Below are 23,236 nucleotides of genomic sequence, written 5' to 3'. Positions count from 1 at the left end.
AATATGCCAGAATGTCAGACCTTAGGGTCTGGCATTTTTTTTGTCTCTATCTGAACAAATATCAATTAAAAACATTCTAATAAATAAACCAAAAAAATATACGTTATTATGCAAAAAGGTAATATTGGGGTTACAACAGAGAACATTTTCCCTATCATCAAAAAGTTCTTGTACAGTGACCATGAAATTTTTCTTCGCGAATTAGTGTCTAACGCAGTAGATGCCACTCAGAAACTGAATACCCTTGCTTCCATTGGAGAGTTTAAAGGTGAACTGGGCGATCTGACAATTCACGTTGAATTAGGTAAAGACACTATTACTATCTCCGACCGTGGTATTGGTCTGACTGCAGAAGAAATAGAAAAGTACATTAATCAGATTGCATTTTCAGGAGCAAATGATTTTCTGGAAAAATACAAAGATGATGCAAATGCAATCATCGGACATTTCGGTTTAGGCTTCTATTCTGCCTTTATGGTTGCAAAAAAGGTTGAAATTATCACCAAATCCTACAGAGACGAAGCACAAGCTATAAAATGGACTTGTGATGGTAGCCCTGAATTCACTATTGAAGAAGTAGATAAGGCAGATCGTGGTTCAGATATCATCTTATATATCGATGACGATTGCAAAGAATTCCTCGAAGAAGCACGTGTTTCTGAGCTTCTGAAGAAATATTGCAGCTTCCTTCCTGTCCCCATTGCATTCGGAAAAAAGAAAGAATGGAAAGATGGCAAACAGATAGAAACCACTGAAGACAATATTATTAACGATACCACTCCATTGTGGACTCGTAAGCCGAGCGAACTGTCGGACGAGGATTATAAGTCGTTCTATACCAAGTTGTACCCGATGTCAGACGAGCCATTATTTTGGATTCATCTGAATGTAGATTACCCGTTCCATCTGACCGGTATCCTCTATTTCCCGAAAGTAAAGAGCAATATTGAGCTGAATAAAAATAAGATTCAATTATATTGCAACCAAGTATATGTAACGGATTCTGTAGAAGGAATTGTACCGGACTTCTTGACTTTATTACATGGAGTTATTGATTCTCCGGATATTCCATTGAATGTATCCCGTTCTTATTTGCAAAGCGACTCGAATGTGAAGAAGATTTCTACCTATATCACAAAGAAAGTTTCCGATCGCCTGCAATCGATTTTCAAGAACGACCGCAAACAGTTTGAAGAGAAGTGGAATGATTTGAAAATATTTATCAATTACGGCATGCTTACTCAAGAGGATTTCTATGAGAAAGCGCAAAAATTCGCCCTTTTCACCGATACAGATAACAAACATTATACATTTGAAGAGTATCAGACCCTTATTAAAGATAATCAGACAGACAAAGATGGAAATCTGATCTATTTGTATGCTAATAATAAGGATGAACAATTCAGTTATATCGAGGCTGCCACCAACAAGGGGTACAATGTTCTGCTTATGGATGGTCAATTAGATGTAGCTATGGTAAGTATGTTGGAACAGAAGTTTGAGAAATCTCGCTTCACCCGTGTAGACAGCGATGTTATCGACAACCTTATCATCAAAGAAGACAAGAAAAACGAGACATTGGAAGGAGAAAAGCAAGAAGCTATCACAACTGCTTTCAAGAGCCAATTGCCCAAAATGGATAAAGTTGAGTTCAATGTAATGACACAGGCATTGGGAGACAATTCAGCTCCGGTGATGATTACTCAAAGCGAATATATGCGTCGTATGAAGGAAATGGCAAATATTCAGGCCGGAATGAGCTTCTATGGAGAGATGCCGGATATGTTCAATCTGGTTCTGAACTCCGACCATAAGCTTATCAAGCAAGTGCTTGACGAAGAAGAAGCAGCTTGTCACCCTGAAGTAGCTCCTATACAAACAGAGATGAATAGTGTCAGCAAGCGTCGCAATGAACTAAAAGACAGCCAAAAAGACAAGAAGGAAGAAGATATTCCTACTGCAGAGAAAGATGAATTGAATGAGCTGGATAAAAAATGGGATGAACTGAAAAATAAAAAAGAAGGCATCTTTGCAGGATATGCCAGCAACAACAAGGTAATCCGTCAACTCATCGACCTGGCTTTATTGCAAAACAATATGCTAAAAGGTGAAGCTCTGAACAACTTCGTGAAGCGCAGTATTGAGCTGATTTAATACCGCCCCTTTATTTATAACATAAATCAATGAAAGAGCATTCAACACTAAAACGTGTTGCAATGCTCTTTTTTCATCATAAAACGAACGCTAAAATATCGATAAATTGGAAAGTATTGTATATATTTGAACACTAAATGATAAATACTTCAATTGTTTGATTTGGGTTATGAGAAAAATACTTTTAGTGTTAATTGCTATATGGTTATTCATGCCGACTGTCTGTGCCCAAAAAGTAGGTCTTGTCTTAAGTGGTGGCGGTGCCAAAGGATTGACACACATCGGCATCATTCGCGCCTTAGAAGAAAATAACATTCCTATCGATTATATTACAGGAACTTCCATGGGAGCCATTATCGGCTCTCTTTATGCGATGGGGTATTCTCCTGATGATATGGAAGAATTATTGAAGTCAGAAGACTTTAAAAGATGGTATTCTGGACAAATAGAAGAGAAATACGTATACCACTTCAAGAAAAATGTCCCGACACCGGAGTTTTTTAATATCCGTTTCTCATTCAAAGACTCATTAAAAAACTTCAAACCACAATTTCTGCCCACAAGCGTAGTAAATCCCATACAGATGAATCTGGTTTTTGTAGATTTGTATGCACGCGCTACAGCTTCGTGTAAAGGCGATTTCGACAAGTTGTTCGTTCCTTTCCGATGCATAGCTTCTGATGTCTACAATAAAAAGCAACTCGTAATGAGAAACGGAGATTTGGGAGATGCCGTCCGAGCTTCCATGAGCTTTCCCTTTATGTTTAAGCCTATAGAGATTGACAATGTGCTGGCATATGACGGAGGGATCTACAATAATTTCCCAACAGACGTTATGAGAGACGATTTTCATCCGGATATTATAATTGGAAGTGTGGTATCTACAAACCCCACCAAACCCAAGGAAAATGACCTCATGAGCCAGATAGAAAACATGGTCATGCAAAAAACCGACTATTCTATTCCGGATTCAATGGGTATTCTGATGACATTCAAATATGACAATGTCAGCTTGATGGATTTTCAGCGAATAGATGAATTGCATGATATCGGATATAACCGAACCATAAGCATGATGGATTCTATAAAAAGCCGTATACAAAGGAGGGTTAATTTGGATAATATACGTTTGAGAAGAATGGTATACCGAAGCAACTATCCGGAATTACGCTTCAAAAACATCATTATTGACGGAGCCAATCCCCAACAACAGGCATATATTAAAAAAGAATTTCATAGCTCTGACAATAAGGAATTCACTTACGAAGACTTGAAAGAAGGCTATTTCCGGCTGCTTTCAGACAACATGATTTCCGAAATCATCCCGCACGCCGTATATAATCCGAAGGACGAAACGTATGACCTGCATTTAAAAGTCAAACTGGAAAATAATTTTGCCGTACGATTAGGTGGGAATATTTCCACGTCCAACTCGAATCAAATTTATCTCGGGCTCAGCTATCAGGATTTAAATTACTATGCGAAAGAATTTCTTTTTGACGGTCAACTCGGGAAAGTCTATAATAATGCACAATTCATGGCTAAGATCGACTTTTCTACTGCGATCCCGACCTCTTACCGCTTTATCGCATCTATTACTACTTTCGACTATTTTAAGAAAGACAAGTTATTTTCCAGAAATGACAAGCCAGCATTTAATCAGAAAGACGAACGCTTCCTTAAACTTCAGGTAGGGCTACCGTTCCTTTTAAGTAAACGAGCTGAATTTGGAATAGGAATCGCCAGAATAGAAGACAAATATTTCCAGAGAAATATCATCGATTTTGAGAAAGACAGATTCGACAGAAGCCGTTATGATTTATTCGGCGGCTCTATCAGCTTCAATGGAAGCACACTTAATTCACGGCAATACCCGACACAAGGCTACAAAGAAGCTCTTGTTGCACAGATATTCATGGGACGGGAAAGATTCTATCCAGGTGAAGAGACCAAAGGAGTTCAAATAAATAAAGAACACCATTCCTGGCTGCAATTATCATATATGAAAGAAAAATACCATACGATGAGCGAACACTGGGTTTTGGGATGGTATTTAAAAGCTTTGTACGCTTCCAAGAACTTTTCCGAGAATTATACGGCGACTATGATGCAAGCAGGTGAGTTTTCACCTACTCTACATAGTAAACTCACCTATAATGAAGCTTTCCGCGCCAATCAATTTGTGGGAGCCGGCATTCGTCCCATCTATCGTCTCAATCAAATGTTCCATCTGCGAGGTGAATTTTATGGTTTTATGCCTATATATCCGATTGAAAGAAACTCATTAAATAAGGCATATTATGGAAAAGCCTTCTCTAAATTCGAATATTTGGGAGAAATTTCTGTTGTGTGTCAATTACCGTTCGGAGACATCTCTGCTTATGTAAATCATTATAGCTCACCGAGAAGGGAGTGGAATGTCGGGTTAAGTATCGGTTTCCAACTGTTTAATTACCGTTTCATCGAATAATTTTCTACAAAAAAAAGTCGCCGAATGCTTGCTAATTCGGGAAAAGTACGTATCTTTGCACCCGTTAAAACGAAACAATGGTCGCGTAGCTCAACTGAATAGAGTAGCTGACTACGGATCAGCCGGTTACAGGTTTGAATCCTGTCGCGATCACTTTTTCGGAAAAACAGAATGGCCGCGTAGCTCAACTGAATAGAGTAGCTGACTACGGATCAGCCGGTTACAGGTTTGAATCCTGTCGCGGTCACTTCTACCAACATTTAACAAGGTCGCGTAGCTCAACTGAATAGAGTAGCTGACTACGGATCAGCCGGTTACAGGTTTGAATCCTGTCGCGATCACCAAAGTCCTCTGCATTTTTTTTGTGGAGGATTTTGTTTTTTACCCCATTCCATCGAAGAAATTCGGCATCACGAGAAAAAAATTAAGCGGTTATTTTATCTAAATCGAGCGATCATTTCACATCAAACGACCGTATGATTATGTACAATCAATAGGATGTTTTACAAAAACACTTTAATAGTTATTTTCAAACATCAAGAAGTTTACTTTCAAACATTGGAAAGTTTAAAAAGTGCATGGCAACGTATGTTCAAACAATGCACTTTCATCTTCACCTTTTGCTCGAAACCACTATAAACAAGCGGATACAGGATGAAGGGAAAGCATTTCACTTTTATACTACATTAGTTTATCAAATATGCTATTAGCTTATCGGATTTTGCTATTAGCTAATCAAATTATGCTAATAGCAAAAAATAGAAAGAACTAAAAAAAATCCCCTTCACCTTGTATCTGCCTGTTCATGGGAGGCATAACAAAAAGGTGAAGGGGGAATACCTATTTATAAAATGTATGGAGAATCGATACTTCTCAGTATCAGATCAACATTTAATATTCAGTTCGTTTAAGACTTTACGTATTGCCTCAAATGTCGTAATTCGAGTCGGAACCAACGGCAATCGAAGTTTATTTTCAATCATCCCCATTGCATTCAGCATGGATTTTACTCCTGCCGGATTTCCATCCACAAACAAAAGATCAAATAGCTCAGTAAATCGATGATGAATAGTGAGTGCATTAGCAAAATCACCTTGAAGCGCCAAACGTGTCATACGGCTGAATTCACGCGGGAAAGCATTGCCGATTACAGAGATCACTCCAACAGCTCCCAAGGTTATTAACGGAAAAGTAATACCGTCATCACCGGAAATAACATTGAAATTATCTGGTTTATTCTTGATAATGTCATCCATTTGAGTAATATTACCGGAAGCTTCTTTAATAGCGATTACATTACTAAAATTACGAGCAATGCGCAAGGTCGTCTCAGCAGTCATATTTACTCCTGTACGCCCCGGCACATTATACAACACGATAGGAAGTTCCGTAGCTTCCGATATGGCTTTATAATGCTGATAAATTCCCTCTTGCGATGGCTTATTATAATATGGCACTACAGACAATATAGCGTCAACTCCTGTAAAATCGTCATTTTTCAATGTTTCTACTATTGCACGTGTATTGTTACCGCCTACACCCAGCAAAATAGGAATTCTTCCGTTAACGCGGTCAATCACCATCTTTTTGATGGTTTTCTTCTCTTCTTCGGTAAGAGTCGGTGTTTCGGCTGTAGTCCCCAGCACACACAAGAAATCCGCATTATTCTGCAATAGATAGTCTACCAAACGCATCAACGCATCATAATCAACGCTTTCATCCTCTTTGAAAGGAGTAATCAGTGCTACCCCCATTCCTTTCAATTTAGTCTGTATCATGAGTTTTAATTATAATCTCTAATTTTATTAGGCGCAAAAGTACGAATATTTTTCATATCTTACGATATAAGTTTCAGAAATTCGTCCTCGCTTAGTATGGTTACTCCAAGTTTTTTTGCTTTTTCCAGTTTGGCTGGCCCCATATTGTCACCGGCAAGGATAAAACTGGTCTTAGCAGAGATACTTCCCACATTCTTACCGCCATTTTTCTCAATAAGGTCTTTATATTCGTCCCGTGAATGATGCGTAAATACACCGCTGATCACAATAGACTGACCAGCTAATTTATCCGTATATCCACTCATATCTTCTTCTGTACGATAGAGCTGTAACCCAGCCTCTTTTAACCTGCCAACTAACTCTCGGTTAGACTCATTTGAGAAATACAGAAGAATGCTTCGCGCTATTTTTTCCCCGATTTCATCGATACTTATCAGCTTTTCAAGGTCAGCCTGTCGCAGCTCGTCAATGTCCCCGAACGACTTGGCTATTTTCTTTGCTACCGTCTCGCCAACAAACCGAATTCCCAAAGCAAAGATGACACGTTCAAAAGGAACTGTCTTACTCTGCTCAATCCCCGTAATAATATTCTCTGCAGATTTTTCTCCCATACGATCCAACCCTTTGATATCATCGGCTTTCAATTCATACAGATCCGCCGTATTATGAATCAACCCCAAACGATAGAACATATCCACCGTTTCAGGACCCAATCCATCAATATTCATGGCTTTCCGACTAATAAAATGCTCTATTTTACCTTTAATCTGAGGGGGACATGCAGTTTCATTAGGACAATAATGGGCAGCTTCGCCTTCATATCTAATTAATTTGCTGCCACATTCGGGGCAATTGGTAATAAACCTGACCTTCTCACCAAGCATAAAACTACGGGCATCTTTATCCACTCCTGTAATTTTAGGAATGATCTCACCACCTTTTTCTACATAAACCATATCTCCGATATGCAGATCAAGCCCTTCGATAATATCCGCATTATGCAATGAAGCACGTTTGACAACCGTTCCGGATAGCTGAACAGCATCTAAGTTGGCAACAGGAGTTACAGCGCCTGTTCTGCCTACCTGATAAGTTACCATATTCAATCGTGTCAATGCACGTTCTGCCTGAAATTTATAGGCAATCGCCCATCTAGGAGATTTCGCCGTAAAACCGAGATTCTTTTGTTGTCTCAGACTATTTACCTTCAAGACGATTCCATCAGTAGCTACAGGCAGATTCTTTCGTTCTACATCCCAATAATTGATAAATTCAAAAACCTCTTCCAACGTCTGGCATTTACGCGTCAAATCAGAGATTTTAAATCCCCATTTTGCGGCTTCCTGAAGATTTTCATAATGTCCATCACAAGGCAGATTATCTCCCAAAAGATAATATAAATACGCATCCAGCTTGCGAGAAGCTACAATAGAAGAATTCTGAAGCTTCAATGTTCCTGAGGCTGCATTTCTCGGATTAGCGAAAAGCGGCTCCTCACGTGCTTCTTTTTCGCGGTTCAACTCCTCAAATACTTCCCAGGGCATAAGGATTTCCCCACGAATCTCAAAAGAAGAAGGATAATTGTCACCATGGAGCACAAGTGGAATAGAACGGATTGTCTTTACATTATCTGTCACATCATCGCCCTTTTCTCCATCTCCGCGTGTAACGGCACGAACCAGTTTTCCATCTTCGTAGGTCAGAGAAATGGAAGTACCATCATATTTCATCTCACAGCAAATCTCAAAATCCTCATTCAACGCTTTTCGTACACGCTCATAAAAATCTGTAACTTCGCCTTCAGAGTACGTATTTGCCAAAGACAACATGGGGTATTTATGTGCAACCTGCGTGAAATTCTTGTTAATGTCACTGCCGACACGCATAGTGGGCGAATTTTCATCTTTATATTCCGGATGTGCCAGCTCCAGATCCTGGAGTTCACGCATCTTATCATCAAACTCCTTATCTGAAATTTCGGGAGCATTCAAAACGTAATAATTATAGTTGTGCCGATGAAGTTCAGCACGCAATTCCTCTATTTTTTCCTTTATATCCATATTTCTTCGATTGTTTAAGGCAAAAATACAGGTTTATCTTTGAATATTTGTACTTTTGCGAAAAATTATAAAGATTATGCGTATTGATATTATAACAGTTTTACCCGAAATGATTGAAGGCTTCTTCAATTGCTCCATCATGAAACGAGCTCAGAATAAGGGACTTGCAGAAATACATATCCACAATCTGCGCGATTATACCGAAGACAAATATCGTCGTGTCGATGATTATCCTTTTGGCGGATTCGCCGGCATGGTCATGAAGATAGAGCCTATCGAACGCTGCATTAACGCTCTGAAGGCTGAACGCGACTATGATGAAGTGATTTTTACGACCCCCGACGGAGAACAGTTCAATCAGCCAATGGCCAACAGCCTTTCTTTGGCCCAAAACCTGATTATCCTTTGCGGACATTTCAAAGGTATTGATTATCGTATCCGTGAACACCTGATCACCAAAGAAATCAGTATCGGAGATTATGTGCTGACAGGAGGCGAACTGGCAGCAGCAGTCATGGCGGACGCAATTGTCCGTATCATCCCCGGAGTGATTTCAGACGAACAGTCGGCACTTTCTGATTCTTTTCAGGATAATCTGTTGGCGGCACCTGTATATACTCGTCCTGCTGACTATAAAGGCTGGAAAGTACCCGATATTTTGTTATCCGGCCATGAAGCAAAAATAAAAGAATGGGAGCTACAGCAATCTTTAGAACGAACCAAAAAACTTCGCCCAGACTTACTGGAAGACTAAAAGATATATGTAAATAAAAACGACGGTGAGAAATATGAGAATTTTCACCGTCGTTTTTATTTATATTCTACAAGAAAGACAAATCTGTTATTTTACTCTTCGCACTGGGAATCTTCTTTTCATCTATCATTCCGGCCTTGATTTTACTCAGTATACTTAAAAAGTAAAATAGCATTTTTCTTTCATATTATATGCGAAGAGTTATTGTATGTTTTCAATTATACCTCAAGCGCACCAATAATTTCTTTTACTGACTTACATCCGTGTCTTTCCAAGTAATTATTTATACCATCTTCAACTTTGATTGTAACAGCCGGATCTATAAAATTTGCCGTACCAATCTGGATCGCAGAAGCACCGGCAAGCATAAACTCAACAGCATCTTTCCAGTTCATAATACCTCCCAATCCTATGACAGGAATATTTACCGCCTTTGCAACTTGCCAAACCATACGCAAGGCAATCGGTTTCACAGCAGCACCGGACATTCCTCCTGTCACTGTTGACAGAATGGGACGTTTACGTTCCGCATCAATAGCCATTCCTAGCAATGTATTGATTAATGATACACTATCCGCACCACTTTCTTCTGCTGCACGGGCAATTTCTGTGATATCAGTAACGTTCGGAGAGAGTTTAACGATAAGTGTCTTTTTGTAAGCTGCACGTACCGCTTTTACTACTTCAGAAGCACCTTTTGCTGACACACCAAAAGCCATACCTCCTTGCTTTACATTGGGGCACGAGATATTTAGTTCTATAGCAGGAATTTTGTCAAGTTCATTAATGATCTCTGCAGTTTTCACATAATCCTCAATAGCAGACCCCGACACGTTTACAATCATATTCGTTTGAATGTCTTTTATACGAGGATATATCTGTTCCACAAAGTAGTCAACCCCCTTATTTTGCAGTCCTACAGCATTTAGCATACCGGAAGGAGTCTCTGCCATACGAGGATATGGGTTACCTTCACGTTTGTGAAGAGTAGTACCTTTTACAATAATACCGCCTATTCGCGCTATATCAATGAAATCCGAGAACTCTTCACCATATCCAAATGTACCAGATGCAGTCATCACCGGGTTCTTCATCTGCAATTCACCAATGTTTACACTTAAATCTGCCATAGTAGTTTATTTATATTAAAAACAGGACCTTCTTTACATACACACAAATGTCCTTCTGTCGTATTTTCCACACAACAGAGACATGCTCCAATTCCACAAGCCATTGTATTTTCCAAAGAAACTTCACATTCTATCTGATTACTTTTGGCATATTTTGCCACAGCCATCATCATCGGTTTAGGACCACAAGTATAAATCTGCTCAAAATGTACCTGATTTAATATAGAATGCTGGGTGACGTATCCTTTTTCTCCGTGACTTCCGTCTTCTGTAGTAGTATATACCTCTCCATATTTAGCAAATTCTTCCAGCTGCAACAAGTCTTTATTGCTACGAGCCCCTAAAAGGAAGGTAGGTTTATGACCATTTTTCGCCAATTGTTCACCTAAATATAACATAGGGGCTGTTCCGACACCTCCGCCCACAAGCAAAAGCTTATCAGAAGGCTTTTGAGGCATTGTATAGCCATTCCCCAAAGGAAGTACTACGTTGATCACATCGCCCGAATTTACTTCTGCTAAACGTCTTGTTCCGTCTCCAATCAACTGAATAAGGAACCACACTTCGTTTTGTCGCTTGTCTACAAAATTAATAGAAATAGGACGGCGTAAAAATGTAGTAGATGAACCGTCCACCCGAAGTTCGGCAAACTGCCCCGGCAACATCTCGGGCAGCAATGACTGAGAAGTCAATTTCAGCAATACATAGTTTGCATTCAATCTGATATTCTCAGTAACTGTCAGATCTAAAATAAATTTCTTCATGTATGGATATAAAAGTATAAATTCGTATTCCGGTGCAAAGATACAGGAATTTGCTCAAACCACCGATTTTACCTCTCATTTTTCAGGTCGAAAGGTTTCATAAGTATTATCATCAAAGAATATTCTTATTTCAGTGATTTTTCTGGCAGGCTTTTCTATGTACCTAATCTCCTGTTTTACAATCTCTTTAGGTGCATTTTCGGCTGTTCTTAATGCCATTTCCTTGCGATTTTCCGGATTAATCGTCTCTTTGGACGGATTTACAGGATTCTCATCAAACAAAGAAGGCTGATAATCTCCATTGGAAGAAACCGTAGAAGCATCTTCTGCAGATGTTATCATTTCGCCTTTACCATAAAGCAACCATTCAAGATTTACATAACTATAGGTCTGATGTACCTTCATTACAACCTCCAAGCTTGGTTTATTCCGATCATTCAAAATATGTGAGAGAGTAGATTGCTGAACTCCAATTGTCTCAGCAAAAACTCTTGGAGGAACTTTTTCTCTCTCCATTATCATTCTAATTCTGTCTTTTATCTCCATACAGCTTCTTTCTTGTTACAATTGTATGTATTAAACGTTGGTTTCACAAAAATACTAATAACCACTACGGATATACAAAGGTAAATATTACAAATCACAAATGCAAATTACAAATATAAAAATATTAATATTACAGATGTGTAGCGATCATTACGATTGGACTAATACGTTTGTAAAACACAAAATAAAACATAAACCACGATGACATTTCAGATTTAACAAAATAACATATTACATTGATTTATAATAGAATATATATAAGCAAACAACAAAGAAATACGATATTCACAAAAATACGCTCCACTCAGACAGTAATTTTAGAGCGATTATTCAATATTAGAGCATATTTATATGATATACAATAATATAACATATAAAAAACAAATTGTTAACCACTCTCCTATTACATTTATATACTGTATATTATTACTGTAAAACAATCAATATACTTTTGTGATTCGGTTAGATCGATTACATTTGTATCTTATTCACAGATATATACTTTACAAACAAACAGGCATGATTACACAAACGTAAATATCAATAGTTGCAAAAACAATAAATCAAGGAATAAAATACATTATTTACTTATGTATATTGAGAACTCTTCAAATCTTCTTTTACATTTTCTTCTGAAGTATCTCGCAAATCGTAAATCCTTGCTATATTTCCGCACATTCAGTCGATCAATTGTTTTTTTTCAATTCTAGAAGCTATAAAATTGAATTAAATTCCTGTCTTATAATAAAATATACCTGTTTTATCAATACCCAAATTAAGATCAACTAGAAAAATAACAGAAAAATATCCCAATTATCCCACAAATTATCAAAATGACATTTTATCAGTTCAGGAAAAGAAAGATGATCCCTCCAATTTATGCAAAACCATTTATGCTAATACGATTTACCATTCTATATTTATAGTCTGAATTAAATCAGATTTTTTCAATTTTGAAAATGAATATAATATAACTTCAAAAACTAGAAAAGAGAGAAATTACCAAAATTGAATTTAAAGAAGGGAAGCAAAAGATCTTCAAACTCCTTTCCATTCATAAAAGTCAGGAAAAAGAGAACAACAGATCCATTGTAAAATATTCGTCTATAAAAGAAGATTTGGTTATGAGTTTGACACAACTAATTTGCTATATATAAAGAAGGCATATACTTAATCTGTTTTACAGTAAAAGTATATGCCTTTTGTTTATTTAGAGTATTCAGTTTTACTAATGCAAAATTTTAAACACTAATTCACGAAGAATATCTCCGTCAGACATTGAACTATTTTTCACTCCTTTTGATTTTGCATCGGCATATCGTATTTCACCAACAATCTGCATTGTCTTTACTCCACTATATTTGCGCATCGCAATTGCGTAGTCCCGAGCTTGCCAAGTAGTTCTTAACCCTAGCATATTAGCAATACCCTGCTCCGATTTATCAGGCGCATAATATGCTAACATCAAGTTTGAATAAAAGCTAAACAACAAAGACAATGTCATTTGAATTGGATTCGTTTTAGGATTTTCCTCAAAATATTTTATTATTTTATTTGCTTTCAGAATGTCTTTTTCAACCAGAGCACTCCGCAATTCAAAGTTATTATAATCTTTGCTTATGCCTATGTTCTTCTCAATTTGTTCGGGAGTAACACGTTTCTGTCCCGTAGGCAAAGTGATAATCAGCTTTTCTAATTCACCTGTCAAACGACTTAAATCCGAGCCGACAAAATCAGCCAGCATAGCCGTTGCCTTAGGCTCCATATCTATTCCTTTTCTTTTCATGTAGGAAGCTATAAAGGCCGGAAGCTGGGCATCTTTTATCTTCTTGGATTCGAACAAAACACCGGTCTTTTCTACCTCAGCAGCCAGCTTTTTCCTGCGGTCCAATGTTCCATGTTTATGGCATATCACCAAAATAGTGGAATGAAGCGGTTTTTGAAGATAGTACGATAATTCTTCGATGTTCCGGACCGCTTGCGCTTCTTTGACTACCACCACTTGATGTTCGGACATCATAGGATAGCGTTTTGCAGCATTTATGATTGTCGCCACATCCACATCAGCACCGTACACTACAGTCAGGTTGAACTCTTTTTCCGTTTCGTTCAAGACATTATCAGTAATGTAATCGGCAATCAAATCGATATAATACGATTCTTCTCCCATCAAATAGTAGATGGGACGATACTGCTTTGCCCTCAGTTCTTTGAGGATGTCATCACAGGTCAGCTCTTGTTTTGCCATATATATTTTTTAGGAAGACTGGCAGTTACCAGTCGAATTTCAAGTGTTTTACAGTTTTCTTTGCATCAATAATCATACGCAGAGAAGCGATACCAATCTCAACATGCTCTTCTACATAGTTCTTGGTAACCAAATTATCGCTTTTATCAGTTTTCACTCCATCCGGAGTCATAGGCTGGTCAGATACCAATAACAATGCTCCTGTCGGAATATGATTGGCAAAGCCACAGCTGAACAAAGTGGCCGTTTCCATATCAACCGCCATCGCACGTGTCTTTTTCAGATACTCCTTGAATGCTTCGTCATGCTCCCAAATACGGCGATTGGTGGTGTAGACGGTACCCGTCCAATAATCACGGCCATAGTCACGAATGGACGAAGAAACAGCACGCTGCAACATAAATGCAGGCAAAGCGGGAACTTCAGGTGGAAAATAATCATTGGATGTTCCTTCACCACGAATAGCGGCAATAGGAAGAATTAAATCGCCAATTTGATTTTTCTTGTCGATACCACCACATTTACCTAAAAATAAGCAGGCTTTAGGATGAATAGCTCCCAATAAATCCATGATAATAGCGGCATTAGGACTCCCCATACCGAAATTGATCATTGTAATGCCTTCGGCTGTGGCGGAAATCATATTGGCATCTCTACCCAAAATAGGAACATCAAATTGATTTGCGAAAATCTCTACGTACTTGTTGAAGTTAGTCAACAGAATATACTCTCCAAAATCTTCCAGGTTACGTTTTGTGTAACGGGGCAGCCAATTAGCTACGATTTCTTCTTTCGTTTTCATAATTATCTATTAAATTTGTGGTTCCAATAATGGAAACCGTTATTTAACTTACAAAAATAATAAATGTTATCGTTAAACCTACCAGTATTCGACACTAAAATAAACGTACGAAACGGAAAAAATGTAATTTTCGACGTGATTCGCAAACGATATGTCGCACTTACCCCGGAAGAATGGGTACGGCAACACTTTGTTCACTTTCTTATTGCACACAAAGGATATCCGAACGCACTCCTTGCCAACGAAGTAATGGTAAAGCTGAACGGCACAACTAAAAGATGTGATACGGTGCTTTACCGGAGAGACCTTTCAGCACGAATGATCGTAGAATACAAAGCTCCGCACATCGAAATCACACAAGCGGTATTCGATCAGATAACCCGCTATAATATGGTGTTGAAAGTTGATTATCTGATAGTAAGTAATGGAATGCAGCATTATTGTTGCCGGATGGATTATGCACATCAGAGCTATACCTTTCTTCAGGATATTCCCGATTATAATGCCCTATAAAGATAGTGTCACTATAAGGTCAGGATACTTACACTATACCACACACATAGTGTAAGTATCCCAAGCACATAGTGACACCATCTTTGTCTTGCCTCCGGAGGCTCTGAAAACGATATTCTATTTTTACATATTCGTATCTTTTTTCACATCGTCATCTTTCTTCCTGCTAAACTTCTCTTGCAGTTTCTGCATCAATTCATAGAAATTAGGAATATAGACTGTCGCTAATAAAGTATTCATCGCCATACCGAAAACAACCGCAGTACCCAACGCTATACGACTCTGCGCACCAGCCCCGGTAGCAAACAGCAAAGGCATTACCCCCAATACAAAAGCAAAAGAAGTCATCAAAATCGGACGTAAGCGGACGTGTCCTGCTTCGTATGCAGCCTCACGAATTGAGTTTCCCTCAGCACGGAAATCACGGGCAAACTCTACAATCAGAATACCATTCTTTGCCGAAAGTGCAACAAGCAGGATAATACCAATCTGTGTATATACGCTGACCGGAGTTCCCATTATCATACATCCTATCATTGCTCCCAACAAGGCCACCGGCAAACCTATCACGGCAGCCACCGGACTGGTCCAGCTTTCATATTGCGCAGCCAAAACAAGGAATGCTACAATCAAGGCCATGACCAAAACAATGGTGGTCGTATTTCCCGCCTGCGTTTCCTGATAGGCAACCGACGTCCATTCATAGCCGAATTCATCTCCCAGCTGTTCTTTAAACAAAGTTTCCATTTCTTGAATAGCCTGTCCGGAACTGCTTCCGGGCGCTACATTACAAGTCAGGGCAGCTGTTGAATACATATTGTAACGATTGATCTGATCCTGCCCCAACTGCTCTTCCACTTTGGTGAAAGAAGAAAGGGGGACCATCTCTCCTGCCGAATTAGCCACACTGAGTTTTAAGACATCATCAATGACCCGTTGTGCCTGATCACGCGCTTCGATCTTTACCTGATAAATATGACCGAATTCAACAAAATCATTAACGTATGCCGCCCCCATATAATAGCTTAATGTAGAAAATACATCATTCAGAGCAATGCCCATAAATTGCACCTTATCACGATCGATATTCAGAAAATATTGAGGGACATTTGCCTGATACTGACTGGATACAGAAGCTAAGGCCGGTTTGGAATGAGAAGAAGCAAGCAATGCGTCAATAGCCTGCTGCATTTCTGTCGGTCCCAGATTCCTCCGGTCTTCCAATTGAAGTTGCAAGCCACCGGAAGCACCCAATCCTGGAATAGCCGGAGGAACCATAGCAAATGCTTGTCCTGCCTGTATCTCCATATACGCTTCGCCATTAAAACGGTCGACAACGGCAGCAGCCGTATGCTCCTTCCCTTTCCTTTCGTCCCAGTTTTTCAGGACAACAAAATAGGTTGCGGAGTTACTTTGCTCACCTCCGCCCATCACGGAGAAACCAGTGATTCCAATGTAATTCTCCACTTCCGGATAAGAATCCAAAATAGCATTGATTTTATCCCCGACAGCTTGTGTACGTTCCAAGCTGGCTGCCGGAGGAAGCTGAACAACTGCAATAAAATAACCATCATCTTCATCCGGAATAAATGTCGACGGCCAACGCATAAAGAGTATTACGGCAATCACTGTCAGAATAGCAAAAGATACAAAAGAGATAAGCGGACGTTGAAGCAACCATTTCACCGTACTATCGTAGACTCCCTGTGTCTTATCATACGCTTTATTAAATCCTTTGTATATAAAGAAGTTAGACGGTTTGCTCTTTTTGAGGAATAGAGCACAAAGAGCAGGCGTCAGTGTCAGTGAGTTAAAACCGCTTAATACAGTAGAAGCAGCAATTGTCAGTGCAAACTGCTTATACAACTGCCCCGAAATACCGCTGATCATCATCGTCGGAATAAACACGGCAAGCAAAACAAGCACCACTCCGACAATCGGCCCCGTAATTTCCCCCATAGCTTTTGTGACTGCTTCACGAGTTGAATATTGTCCGGTCTCCAGCAATCTTGAAGCATTCTCAACCACCACAATAGCATCATCCACTACAATGGCAACTGCCAGAATCAATCCGAACAGAGTCAGCGTATTGATCGAAAAACCAAATGCCGCCATAACTGCCAATGTACCGATCAGCGATACAGGAATTGTGATACAAGGAATAATAACCGCTCTCCAGTTCTGCAAAAACAGGAAAATAACCAGTACTACCAGCAGCGTTGTCTCAAAAAATGTCACCATTACTTCATCAATAGAAGCATGAATTACATCCGTTGTATCCAAAGTTACGTTATAGGCTACTCCTGTAGGAAAACTGGTCGCCAGTTCCTCCATCTTAGCCTTCACTCCTTTTGAAACGTCCAGCGAATTGGAGCCCGGCTGCTGATAGATAGCAATCGCTGCGGTAGGCATCCCCTTCAATCGTGATACTACACTATAAGAAGCAGACCCCAAATCTATTCGCGCAATATCTTTCAGGCGAAGCATTGCCCCATCCTGTTCCCGACGAATGATAATATTCCCGAATTGCTCCGGAGAAATAAGTCGCCCCTGTACATTAAGTGTATATTGAAAGGCATTTTTATTGTCCTGTCCGATCGGTTGACCGATATAGCCGGCGGACACTTCCATATTCTGAGACTGAATGGACTGATATACTTGTGCCGGAGAAATGTTCCGGATACGCATAGCTTCAGGATCCAGCCAGATACGCATGGAATAATCACCTGCTCCCATGACATTAACAGCTCCTACACCAGGCACACGTGATAACTGATCGACCAAATTCAATTTGGCATAGTTAGTCAGATAGAGACTGTTGTATACAGAGTCTTTCGAAGTCATTGTCAGGAACATGACAATGTTCGAAGACTGTTTCTGCACAGTCACCCCCTGTACCACTACCGGTTCCGGCAAGGATGATTGAGCAACACTTACCCTGTTCTGGACTTGTACAGTAGCCATATCGATATCTGTACCGACGGCAAATGTAATTGTCAGAGAATATGCTCCCGAAGAGGAAGAATTTGAAGACATATAGAGCATACCGTCCACCCCATTCACCTGCTGTTCGATGGGGAGTCCTACCGTTTGAGCTACAGTTTCAGCATTCGCACCGGGATAGACAGCCGATACCTGAACCGTCGGAGGTGTAATCTCCGGAAATTGCGCCACAGGCAATATATTAAGTGCGACCAAACCGGCTACCACAATGAGCAGGGCAAGTACGGTAGCAAAAATTGGTCGGTTAATGAAAAACTTAGAAAACATAATATATAAGTTTACGATTAATATTTATATAAGGACAAACAGTTACCTGCATCGTCTGAAGATAACCAACAAGCCGACCGCATCAGGGTATCGGCTTTATCTTCATTCCATCTCTGACCTTCATCAGAGCTTCTGTAACATATCGTTCCTGTGGTGAGAGTCCTCCCAACACCTGCCGTAAGGTATCATTAATCAGTTGTCCTATTTCAATATGCCGATAGTGTACTATGTCCGAATCATTGACGGCATACAGGAATTTACCGAGCTGATCGGTTCCGATGGAAGCCTCTTTCACAAGAATTGCATGATCGGCCTCTCCATAAGGTAAGGTAATGCTGACGTACAATCCACTCTTCAGTACTCCCTGCGGATTATCAAAATTGGCACGTACCATCAGAGTTCCTGTATTCAGGTCTACGTTCGGTGACAGATAATCCAGTGTTGCCGGATAGGATTCGGTACCTTCTTTCCCCAGCTGAACCATGATCTTTTTCGGAAGATCCTTCGTTGGCTGCTGATTGTTCATCGACATCTCCAGCCATTGATTATCAGCAACATTAAAATACGCATACATCTGATCGTCCTTATAAATAGTAGCCAGCGTAACCGGCTGCAAAGAACCACCGACATAACTGCCGATATCCACTGTCGACTTGCTGATTGTCCCGTCAAAAGGGGCACGAACATAACAATATCCTAAATTTGTACGCGCTGTACTCAAAGCAGCTTCCGCATTGCTGACAGCTGCTACTCCTTCTGTCACAGACGATTCCGACTGCAACACCTGTATCTGACTCACAGCATCACTTTTCACAGCCTCCTTCATACGGCTATAATTATTACGGGCATATTCCAATTGTGCCTGAGCAGTTTTCAGTTCAGCTTCCGCTTGTGCCACCTTATCATTATATAAGGTAGGTTCTATTACAAACAGCAACTGCCCTTTTTTTACCCGTCCGCCCGGTGCGTAAGAGACAGACTGTAATGTTCCGTTCACTCTGGCCACAAGATTTACAGTTTTCTCCGTTGTCAGATAGCCCGGATAATCTTTCGTCAAAGTGATGTCCTTCACTATAGGTTTCGCTACGCTAATTGCCAGAGTCGGCATTCCCTTCATTGCTCCGGTGTCTTTTTTCTCCTTGCAACCAGTCAATACCGACAACACAAGAAAAATATACATTAGTTTTTTCATATCCGTTAGGTTATATTTTATTTATAGATTCTTTTATTCTCTCCAACCGCCTCCCAGCGCTTTATAAAGACTTATCAGTTGCAGTAACGAGCTACCCTGCGCCTGTACCAGTTGATTCTCATAAGATAACAAAGACCGTTGTGCATCAAGCACATTCTGAAAAGGAGAAAGCCCTTGTTTATAAAGTTCCAGTGAAAGTTTCAGAGTTTCGACACCTTGATTACGCACTTCCCTCAAAGCTACAATCTGCTTGATCGAGTTCCGGTAGGAGTTCATGGCGTTATCCGTTTCCTGTACCGCAGTCAGAACTGTCTGATTAAATTGATTGATAGATTCATCCAACTGTGCCTTAGCCAGTCTTGTTGCATTCACTAATTGTCCTCCACTAAAAATAGTCCAACTCAATGACGGAGCAATCTCATAGGTCATACTTTTACTTTTCACCAGATCATTCAAATCACGGGCTGCATAGCCAAACGAACCTTTCAGAAAGATCTTCGGCAGCCAATCGGACTTGGAAGCGCCAAGTAATGCAGCTTGGGCATTCACACTTCTCTCCGCACTTCGTACATCCGGTCTTCTCAGTAATAAATCAACCGGCATACCTACTCCGATCGGTTCCATATAATCAGGTAATGTTCCAGTAGTTTCCAATACAGGACGTATTTCTTGCGGATACATACCCAGCAAAACAGCCAGTGTCGTAATATATTGATTGATACCTGCCTCTAATTGTGGTATAGAGGCTTTAGTACTGTATAAAACGGATTTGGCCTGTGCCACATCCAGCTTGGCAACAAGTCCGGTATTATACCGTACTTCCGTGATTTTCAAAACTTCTTCCTGAGAAGCTACATTCTTATTTACCACTTCAAGTTCCTGCTGCAATTCCCGCAGGTTAATATAAGCTGAGGCTACCTCTGATGCCAGAGAAACCATAACCGCCGCATATTCCTCTTTGCTGGCGGCAAAGTTTTCTTTCTGCGCCTTTACCCGTTTACGGATACTGCCGAAGACATCGATTTCCCAACTCATACTGAGTGCAGCATCGTAATAATGATCTGTAGACTGAGGTAAGGTACTGGTATTTCCACTGGTTTCCTGTCGGGTCCATCCAGCATTCAGTCCGATAGATGGAAAGAAATTTCCACGTTCTGCCCAAAGATTGGCACGTGCAGCAGCTATACGATTAATTGCCATCGCTACGGAATAATTGCGATCTACTGCCAAAGCAATCAAAGAGTCCAGTCTGGTGTCCTGAAAAGACTTCCACCAGTGGTCGTCCACTGGAAGAGTCTGTTGAAACACTTCTCCACTCTCTTCCCATTCTTTAGGAAGAGGAGTATTCAAATAGCGGTTCACTGTCTGTCCAACCGCAGTTACAGTTGAAAGAAACAAAAGGAGCGATACGCTCCACGCTCGTACATTCATATTCGGTTCAGGTTTTTATGAAATGAAAAGATAACAATTCAAGGTTAGGTTTGTTTAAAGGGGTAGTAAAGTTAGAAGAAATAAAAAAAGCCCCGCAATAATGCGAGGCTTTCGAATACATATTCAAATATGGTACCTTATTCAGCAGTTTTTCTTCTGATTGCTCTTTTGGTAGTAGTAGCCGGAGCTTCCTCTACTTTATGCTCAATTTGTACACCAGCCAATTCCGGGTCGATCATGATACGTCCGCAATATTCGCAAACGATCACTTTCTTACGGGAACGGATGTCCAACTGTCTCTGAGGCGGAATCTTGTTAAAGCAACCACCGCACGCGTCACGTTGTACATATACAACGCCCAATCCATTGCGGGAGTTCTTACGGATACGTTTGAATGACTGCAACAAACGCGGTTCAATCTTAGTTTCCAGATCTTTGGCTTTATCTCTTAGCTTCTCTTCTTCCTGTTTAGTTTCAGAGATAATTTCATCTAGTTCGCCCTTCTTCTGTTCGAGGTCTTTTTGTCTTTCGCTGAGTATTTGTTCATTCTTTACTACTTCAGCTTCTTTTTCTTCTCTGTCCGCACTGAATTCTTTGATTCTTTTTTCGCAAAGTTCGATTTCCAGGCTCTGGAATTCAATTTCCTTCGTCAAGAAATCATATTCACGGTTGTTGCGGACGTTGTCTTGTTGTGACTTATATTTTTCTACTGAAGCTTTTGCCGTTTCAATTTCTACTCTCTTACCTGCAATAGCAGATTTCAGTTCATCCACTTCAGCTTTGATCTTGTCGATACGGGTACTCAAACCAGCGATTTCATCTTCAAGGTCCTGCACTTCCAATGGAAGTTCACCTCTCAATGTCTTGATTTCATCAATCTTAGACAACATAGTTTGCAGCTGGAACAGTGTTTTCAACTTCTGTTCCACCGTCAACTCATTCGGATCTTTTTTTGCTTCTCTAGCCATTTTACTTACAAATATTTTATGGGATTCGTATTTATTTTACTCAATTGGAGCGTAAAATTAGGAAATAAATCCCGGATTATGGAATAAAAAATTTCTTTTGTATATTGTTCGCTTTCGTAATGACCGATTTCTGCCATCAGGATATCTCCTTCGTGACCAAAATAATCATGATACTTAATCTCACCTGTAATAAAAACATCGGCTCCCGACCGGATTGCCTGCGGAAGCAAAAATGCTCCGGCACCTCCGCACAATGCCACTGTCTGTATTTCTCTCCCTGTCAGTTTGTTATGACGCAGACACTCTACTTCAAACGTTTTCTTTATACGTTTCAAGAATTCCATCTCCGTTTCCGGCTCTTCCAGTTCGCCAACGATTCCCGATCCTGCCTGTGCCCACTCATTTTGTAGCGGATACAAGTCGAATGCAGGTTCCTCATAAGGATGAACAGACAATAGTGCCCTGACTACTTCCGACTTTTTGAATGCAGGAAGAATTGTTTCAATTCTCACCTCTCCTTCCCGATGGAGTTCTCCAATCACTCCACAGAAAGGATGTGTTCCTTCTTTGGCACGGAATGTCCCTTCCCCTTCCAGATTGTAACTACATGAATCATAGTTACCAATATTACCGCAACCGGCAGCAAAAAGTGCGTTCCTTACAATATCCGCCTGAGCAATGGGGACAAAAGTCACCAGCTTCATCAGGCTATTTTCTTTTGGTTCAAGCACTTTCAGATGTTTCAATCCGATTTTTTCGGCTATCTTATAATTTACCCCTCCCTGTGCATTATCAAGATTAGTGTGTGCTGAATAGATCACAATATCATTTTTTATTGCTTTCAGCATACAGCGTTCCACATAATCTTTGCCAGTAATGGATTTATAACCTTTAAATATCAAAGGATGATGCGATATGACGAGGTTATACCCCAGCGCGATAGCTTCATCTAAGATAGCTTCAGTAACGTCAAGACACAACAAAGCCCCTGTTGCTTCCGCATCTGTCAATCCGATTTGCAGGCCGGCATTATCAAAACCGTCTTGCAATGGCAGAGGCGCGAATCGTTCAAGGGCGCTTACTATTTCCTTAATTTTCATTATTTAGAGAAAATTTGGTTGCAAATATAGCAAATAAAATAGGAATAAGCTCCCAT

General features: G+C 40.0%; 16 protein-coding genes and 3 tRNA genes. 7 read left to right on the top strand and 12 right to left on the bottom strand.

What is annotated here, in order from left to right:
• The first annotated feature begins 108 nt into the window (after positions 1 to 108).
• The 5 genes from htpG to BT_RS04490 all read left to right on the top strand — a co-directional run bounded on the left by htpG (position 109) and on the right by BT_RS04490 (position 4,968).
• Positions 109 to 2,154, top strand: a complete 2,046-nt coding sequence (gene htpG / locus BT_RS04510; protein ID WP_008765725.1) for a molecular chaperone HtpG — start codon at positions 109 to 111, stop codon at positions 2,152 to 2,154.
• Between the two features lie 169 nt (positions 2,155 to 2,323).
• Complete coding sequence (locus tag BT_RS04505) at positions 2,324 to 4,624, top strand: patatin-like phospholipase family protein (protein WP_032840909.1); 2,301 nt, start codon at positions 2,324 to 2,326, stop codon at positions 4,622 to 4,624.
• Positions 4,625 to 4,703: 79 nt separating this feature from the next.
• Positions 4,704 to 4,777, top strand: a tRNA-Arg gene (locus BT_RS04500).
• 20 nt (positions 4,778 to 4,797) lie between these two features.
• A tRNA-Arg gene (locus tag BT_RS04495) sits at positions 4,798 to 4,871 on the top strand.
• A gap of 20 nt (positions 4,872 to 4,891) precedes the next feature.
• A tRNA-Arg gene (locus BT_RS04490) sits at positions 4,892 to 4,968 on the top strand.
• A 540-nt stretch (positions 4,969 to 5,508) separates the two neighbouring features.
• Here the strand turns inward: BT_RS04490 and dapA are convergent.
• Both dapA and ligA read right to left on the bottom strand, forming a co-directional pair.
• A complete protein-coding gene (gene dapA, locus BT_RS04485) occupies positions 5,509 to 6,402 on the bottom strand; it encodes a 4-hydroxy-tetrahydrodipicolinate synthase (RefSeq protein WP_008761561.1) in 894 nt (297 codons plus the stop codon).
• Positions 6,403 to 6,461: 59 nt separating this feature from the next.
• On the bottom strand, positions 6,462 to 8,462 hold the full coding sequence (ligA, locus tag BT_RS04480) for an NAD-dependent DNA ligase LigA (RefSeq protein ID WP_008765723.1): 2,001 nt from the start codon (positions 8,460 to 8,462) through the stop codon (positions 6,462 to 6,464).
• 76 nt (positions 8,463 to 8,538) lie between these two features.
• Here ligA and trmD point away from each other — a divergent pair, with 76 nt between their 5' ends.
• A complete protein-coding gene (gene trmD / locus BT_RS04475; RefSeq protein WP_008765722.1) occupies positions 8,539 to 9,216 on the top strand; it encodes a tRNA (guanosine(37)-N1)-methyltransferase TrmD in 678 nt (225 codons plus the stop codon).
• Positions 9,217 to 9,434: 218 nt separating this feature from the next.
• Here trmD and BT_RS04470 read toward each other — a convergent pair whose 3' ends face one another.
• From BT_RS04470 to BT_RS04450, 5 genes are all read right to left on the bottom strand, one after another.
• Positions 9,435 to 10,346, bottom strand: a complete 912-nt coding sequence (locus tag BT_RS04470) for a dihydroorotate dehydrogenase (protein ID WP_008765720.1) — start codon at positions 10,344 to 10,346, stop codon at positions 9,435 to 9,437.
• Positions 10,334 to 11,110 (bottom strand): dihydroorotate dehydrogenase electron transfer subunit, encoded by a 777-nt coding sequence (locus tag BT_RS04465; RefSeq protein ID WP_008765719.1) that lies wholly within the window; start codon positions 11,108 to 11,110, stop codon positions 10,334 to 10,336. The genes BT_RS04470 and BT_RS04465 overlap by 13 nt, the downstream gene beginning before the upstream one ends.
• Before the next feature lie 75 nt (positions 11,111 to 11,185).
• Entirely contained in the window at positions 11,186 to 11,656 is a 471-nt protein-coding gene (locus BT_RS04460) for a helix-turn-helix domain-containing protein (RefSeq protein WP_011107510.1), read from the bottom strand.
• Between the two features lie 1,228 nt (positions 11,657 to 12,884).
• Positions 12,885 to 13,904: a DNA polymerase III subunit delta gene (gene holA / locus BT_RS04455; RefSeq protein ID WP_008765717.1), complete on the bottom strand. Its 1,020-nt coding sequence runs from the start codon at positions 13,902 to 13,904 to the stop codon at positions 12,885 to 12,887.
• A gap of 25 nt (positions 13,905 to 13,929) precedes the next feature.
• Complete coding sequence (locus tag BT_RS04450) at positions 13,930 to 14,706, bottom strand: AMP nucleosidase (protein ID WP_008761555.1); 777 nt, start codon at positions 14,704 to 14,706, stop codon at positions 13,930 to 13,932.
• A 63-nt stretch (positions 14,707 to 14,769) separates the two neighbouring features.
• Between BT_RS04450 and BT_RS04445 the strand changes: the two genes are divergently transcribed.
• Positions 14,770 to 15,219, top strand: coding sequence for a type I restriction enzyme HsdR N-terminal domain-containing protein (locus tag BT_RS04445; protein ID WP_008761554.1), 450 nt, complete (start codon positions 14,770 to 14,772; stop codon positions 15,217 to 15,219).
• Between the two features lie 123 nt (positions 15,220 to 15,342).
• Here BT_RS04445 and BT_RS04440 read toward each other — a convergent pair whose 3' ends face one another.
• The 5 genes from BT_RS04440 to BT_RS04420 all read right to left on the bottom strand — a co-directional run bounded on the left by BT_RS04440 (position 15,343) and on the right by BT_RS04420 (position 23,180).
• Entirely contained in the window at positions 15,343 to 18,489 is a 3,147-nt protein-coding gene (locus BT_RS04440; protein ID WP_008765716.1) for an efflux RND transporter permease subunit, read from the bottom strand.
• An 82-nt stretch (positions 18,490 to 18,571) separates the two neighbouring features.
• The gene (locus tag BT_RS04435; RefSeq protein WP_162303157.1) at positions 18,572 to 19,681 is read right to left on the bottom strand and encodes an efflux RND transporter periplasmic adaptor subunit; all 1,110 of its coding nucleotides are present in this window, start codon (positions 19,679 to 19,681) and stop codon (positions 18,572 to 18,574) included.
• Between the two features lie 33 nt (positions 19,682 to 19,714).
• Positions 19,715 to 21,112, bottom strand: a complete 1,398-nt coding sequence (locus BT_RS04430; protein WP_008765715.1) for an efflux transporter outer membrane subunit — start codon at positions 21,110 to 21,112, stop codon at positions 19,715 to 19,717.
• A 137-nt stretch (positions 21,113 to 21,249) separates the two neighbouring features.
• Positions 21,250 to 22,080 (bottom strand): zinc ribbon domain-containing protein, encoded by an 831-nt coding sequence (locus BT_RS04425; protein ID WP_008761550.1) that lies wholly within the window; start codon positions 22,078 to 22,080, stop codon positions 21,250 to 21,252.
• A gap of 5 nt (positions 22,081 to 22,085) precedes the next feature.
• On the bottom strand, positions 22,086 to 23,180 hold the full coding sequence (locus BT_RS04420; RefSeq protein WP_008765714.1) for a Nif3-like dinuclear metal center hexameric protein: 1,095 nt from the start codon (positions 23,178 to 23,180) through the stop codon (positions 22,086 to 22,088).
• Between the last annotated feature and the right edge of the window lie 56 nt (positions 23,181 to 23,236).

The sequence above is a fragment of the Bacteroides thetaiotaomicron VPI-5482 genome (assembly GCF_000011065.1).
Lineage (GTDB): Bacteria > Bacteroidota > Bacteroidia > Bacteroidales > Bacteroidaceae > Bacteroides > Bacteroides thetaiotaomicron.
The sequence above is the reverse complement of the archived record's forward strand: the minus strand, read 5'-3'. Positions and strand labels throughout refer to the sequence as shown.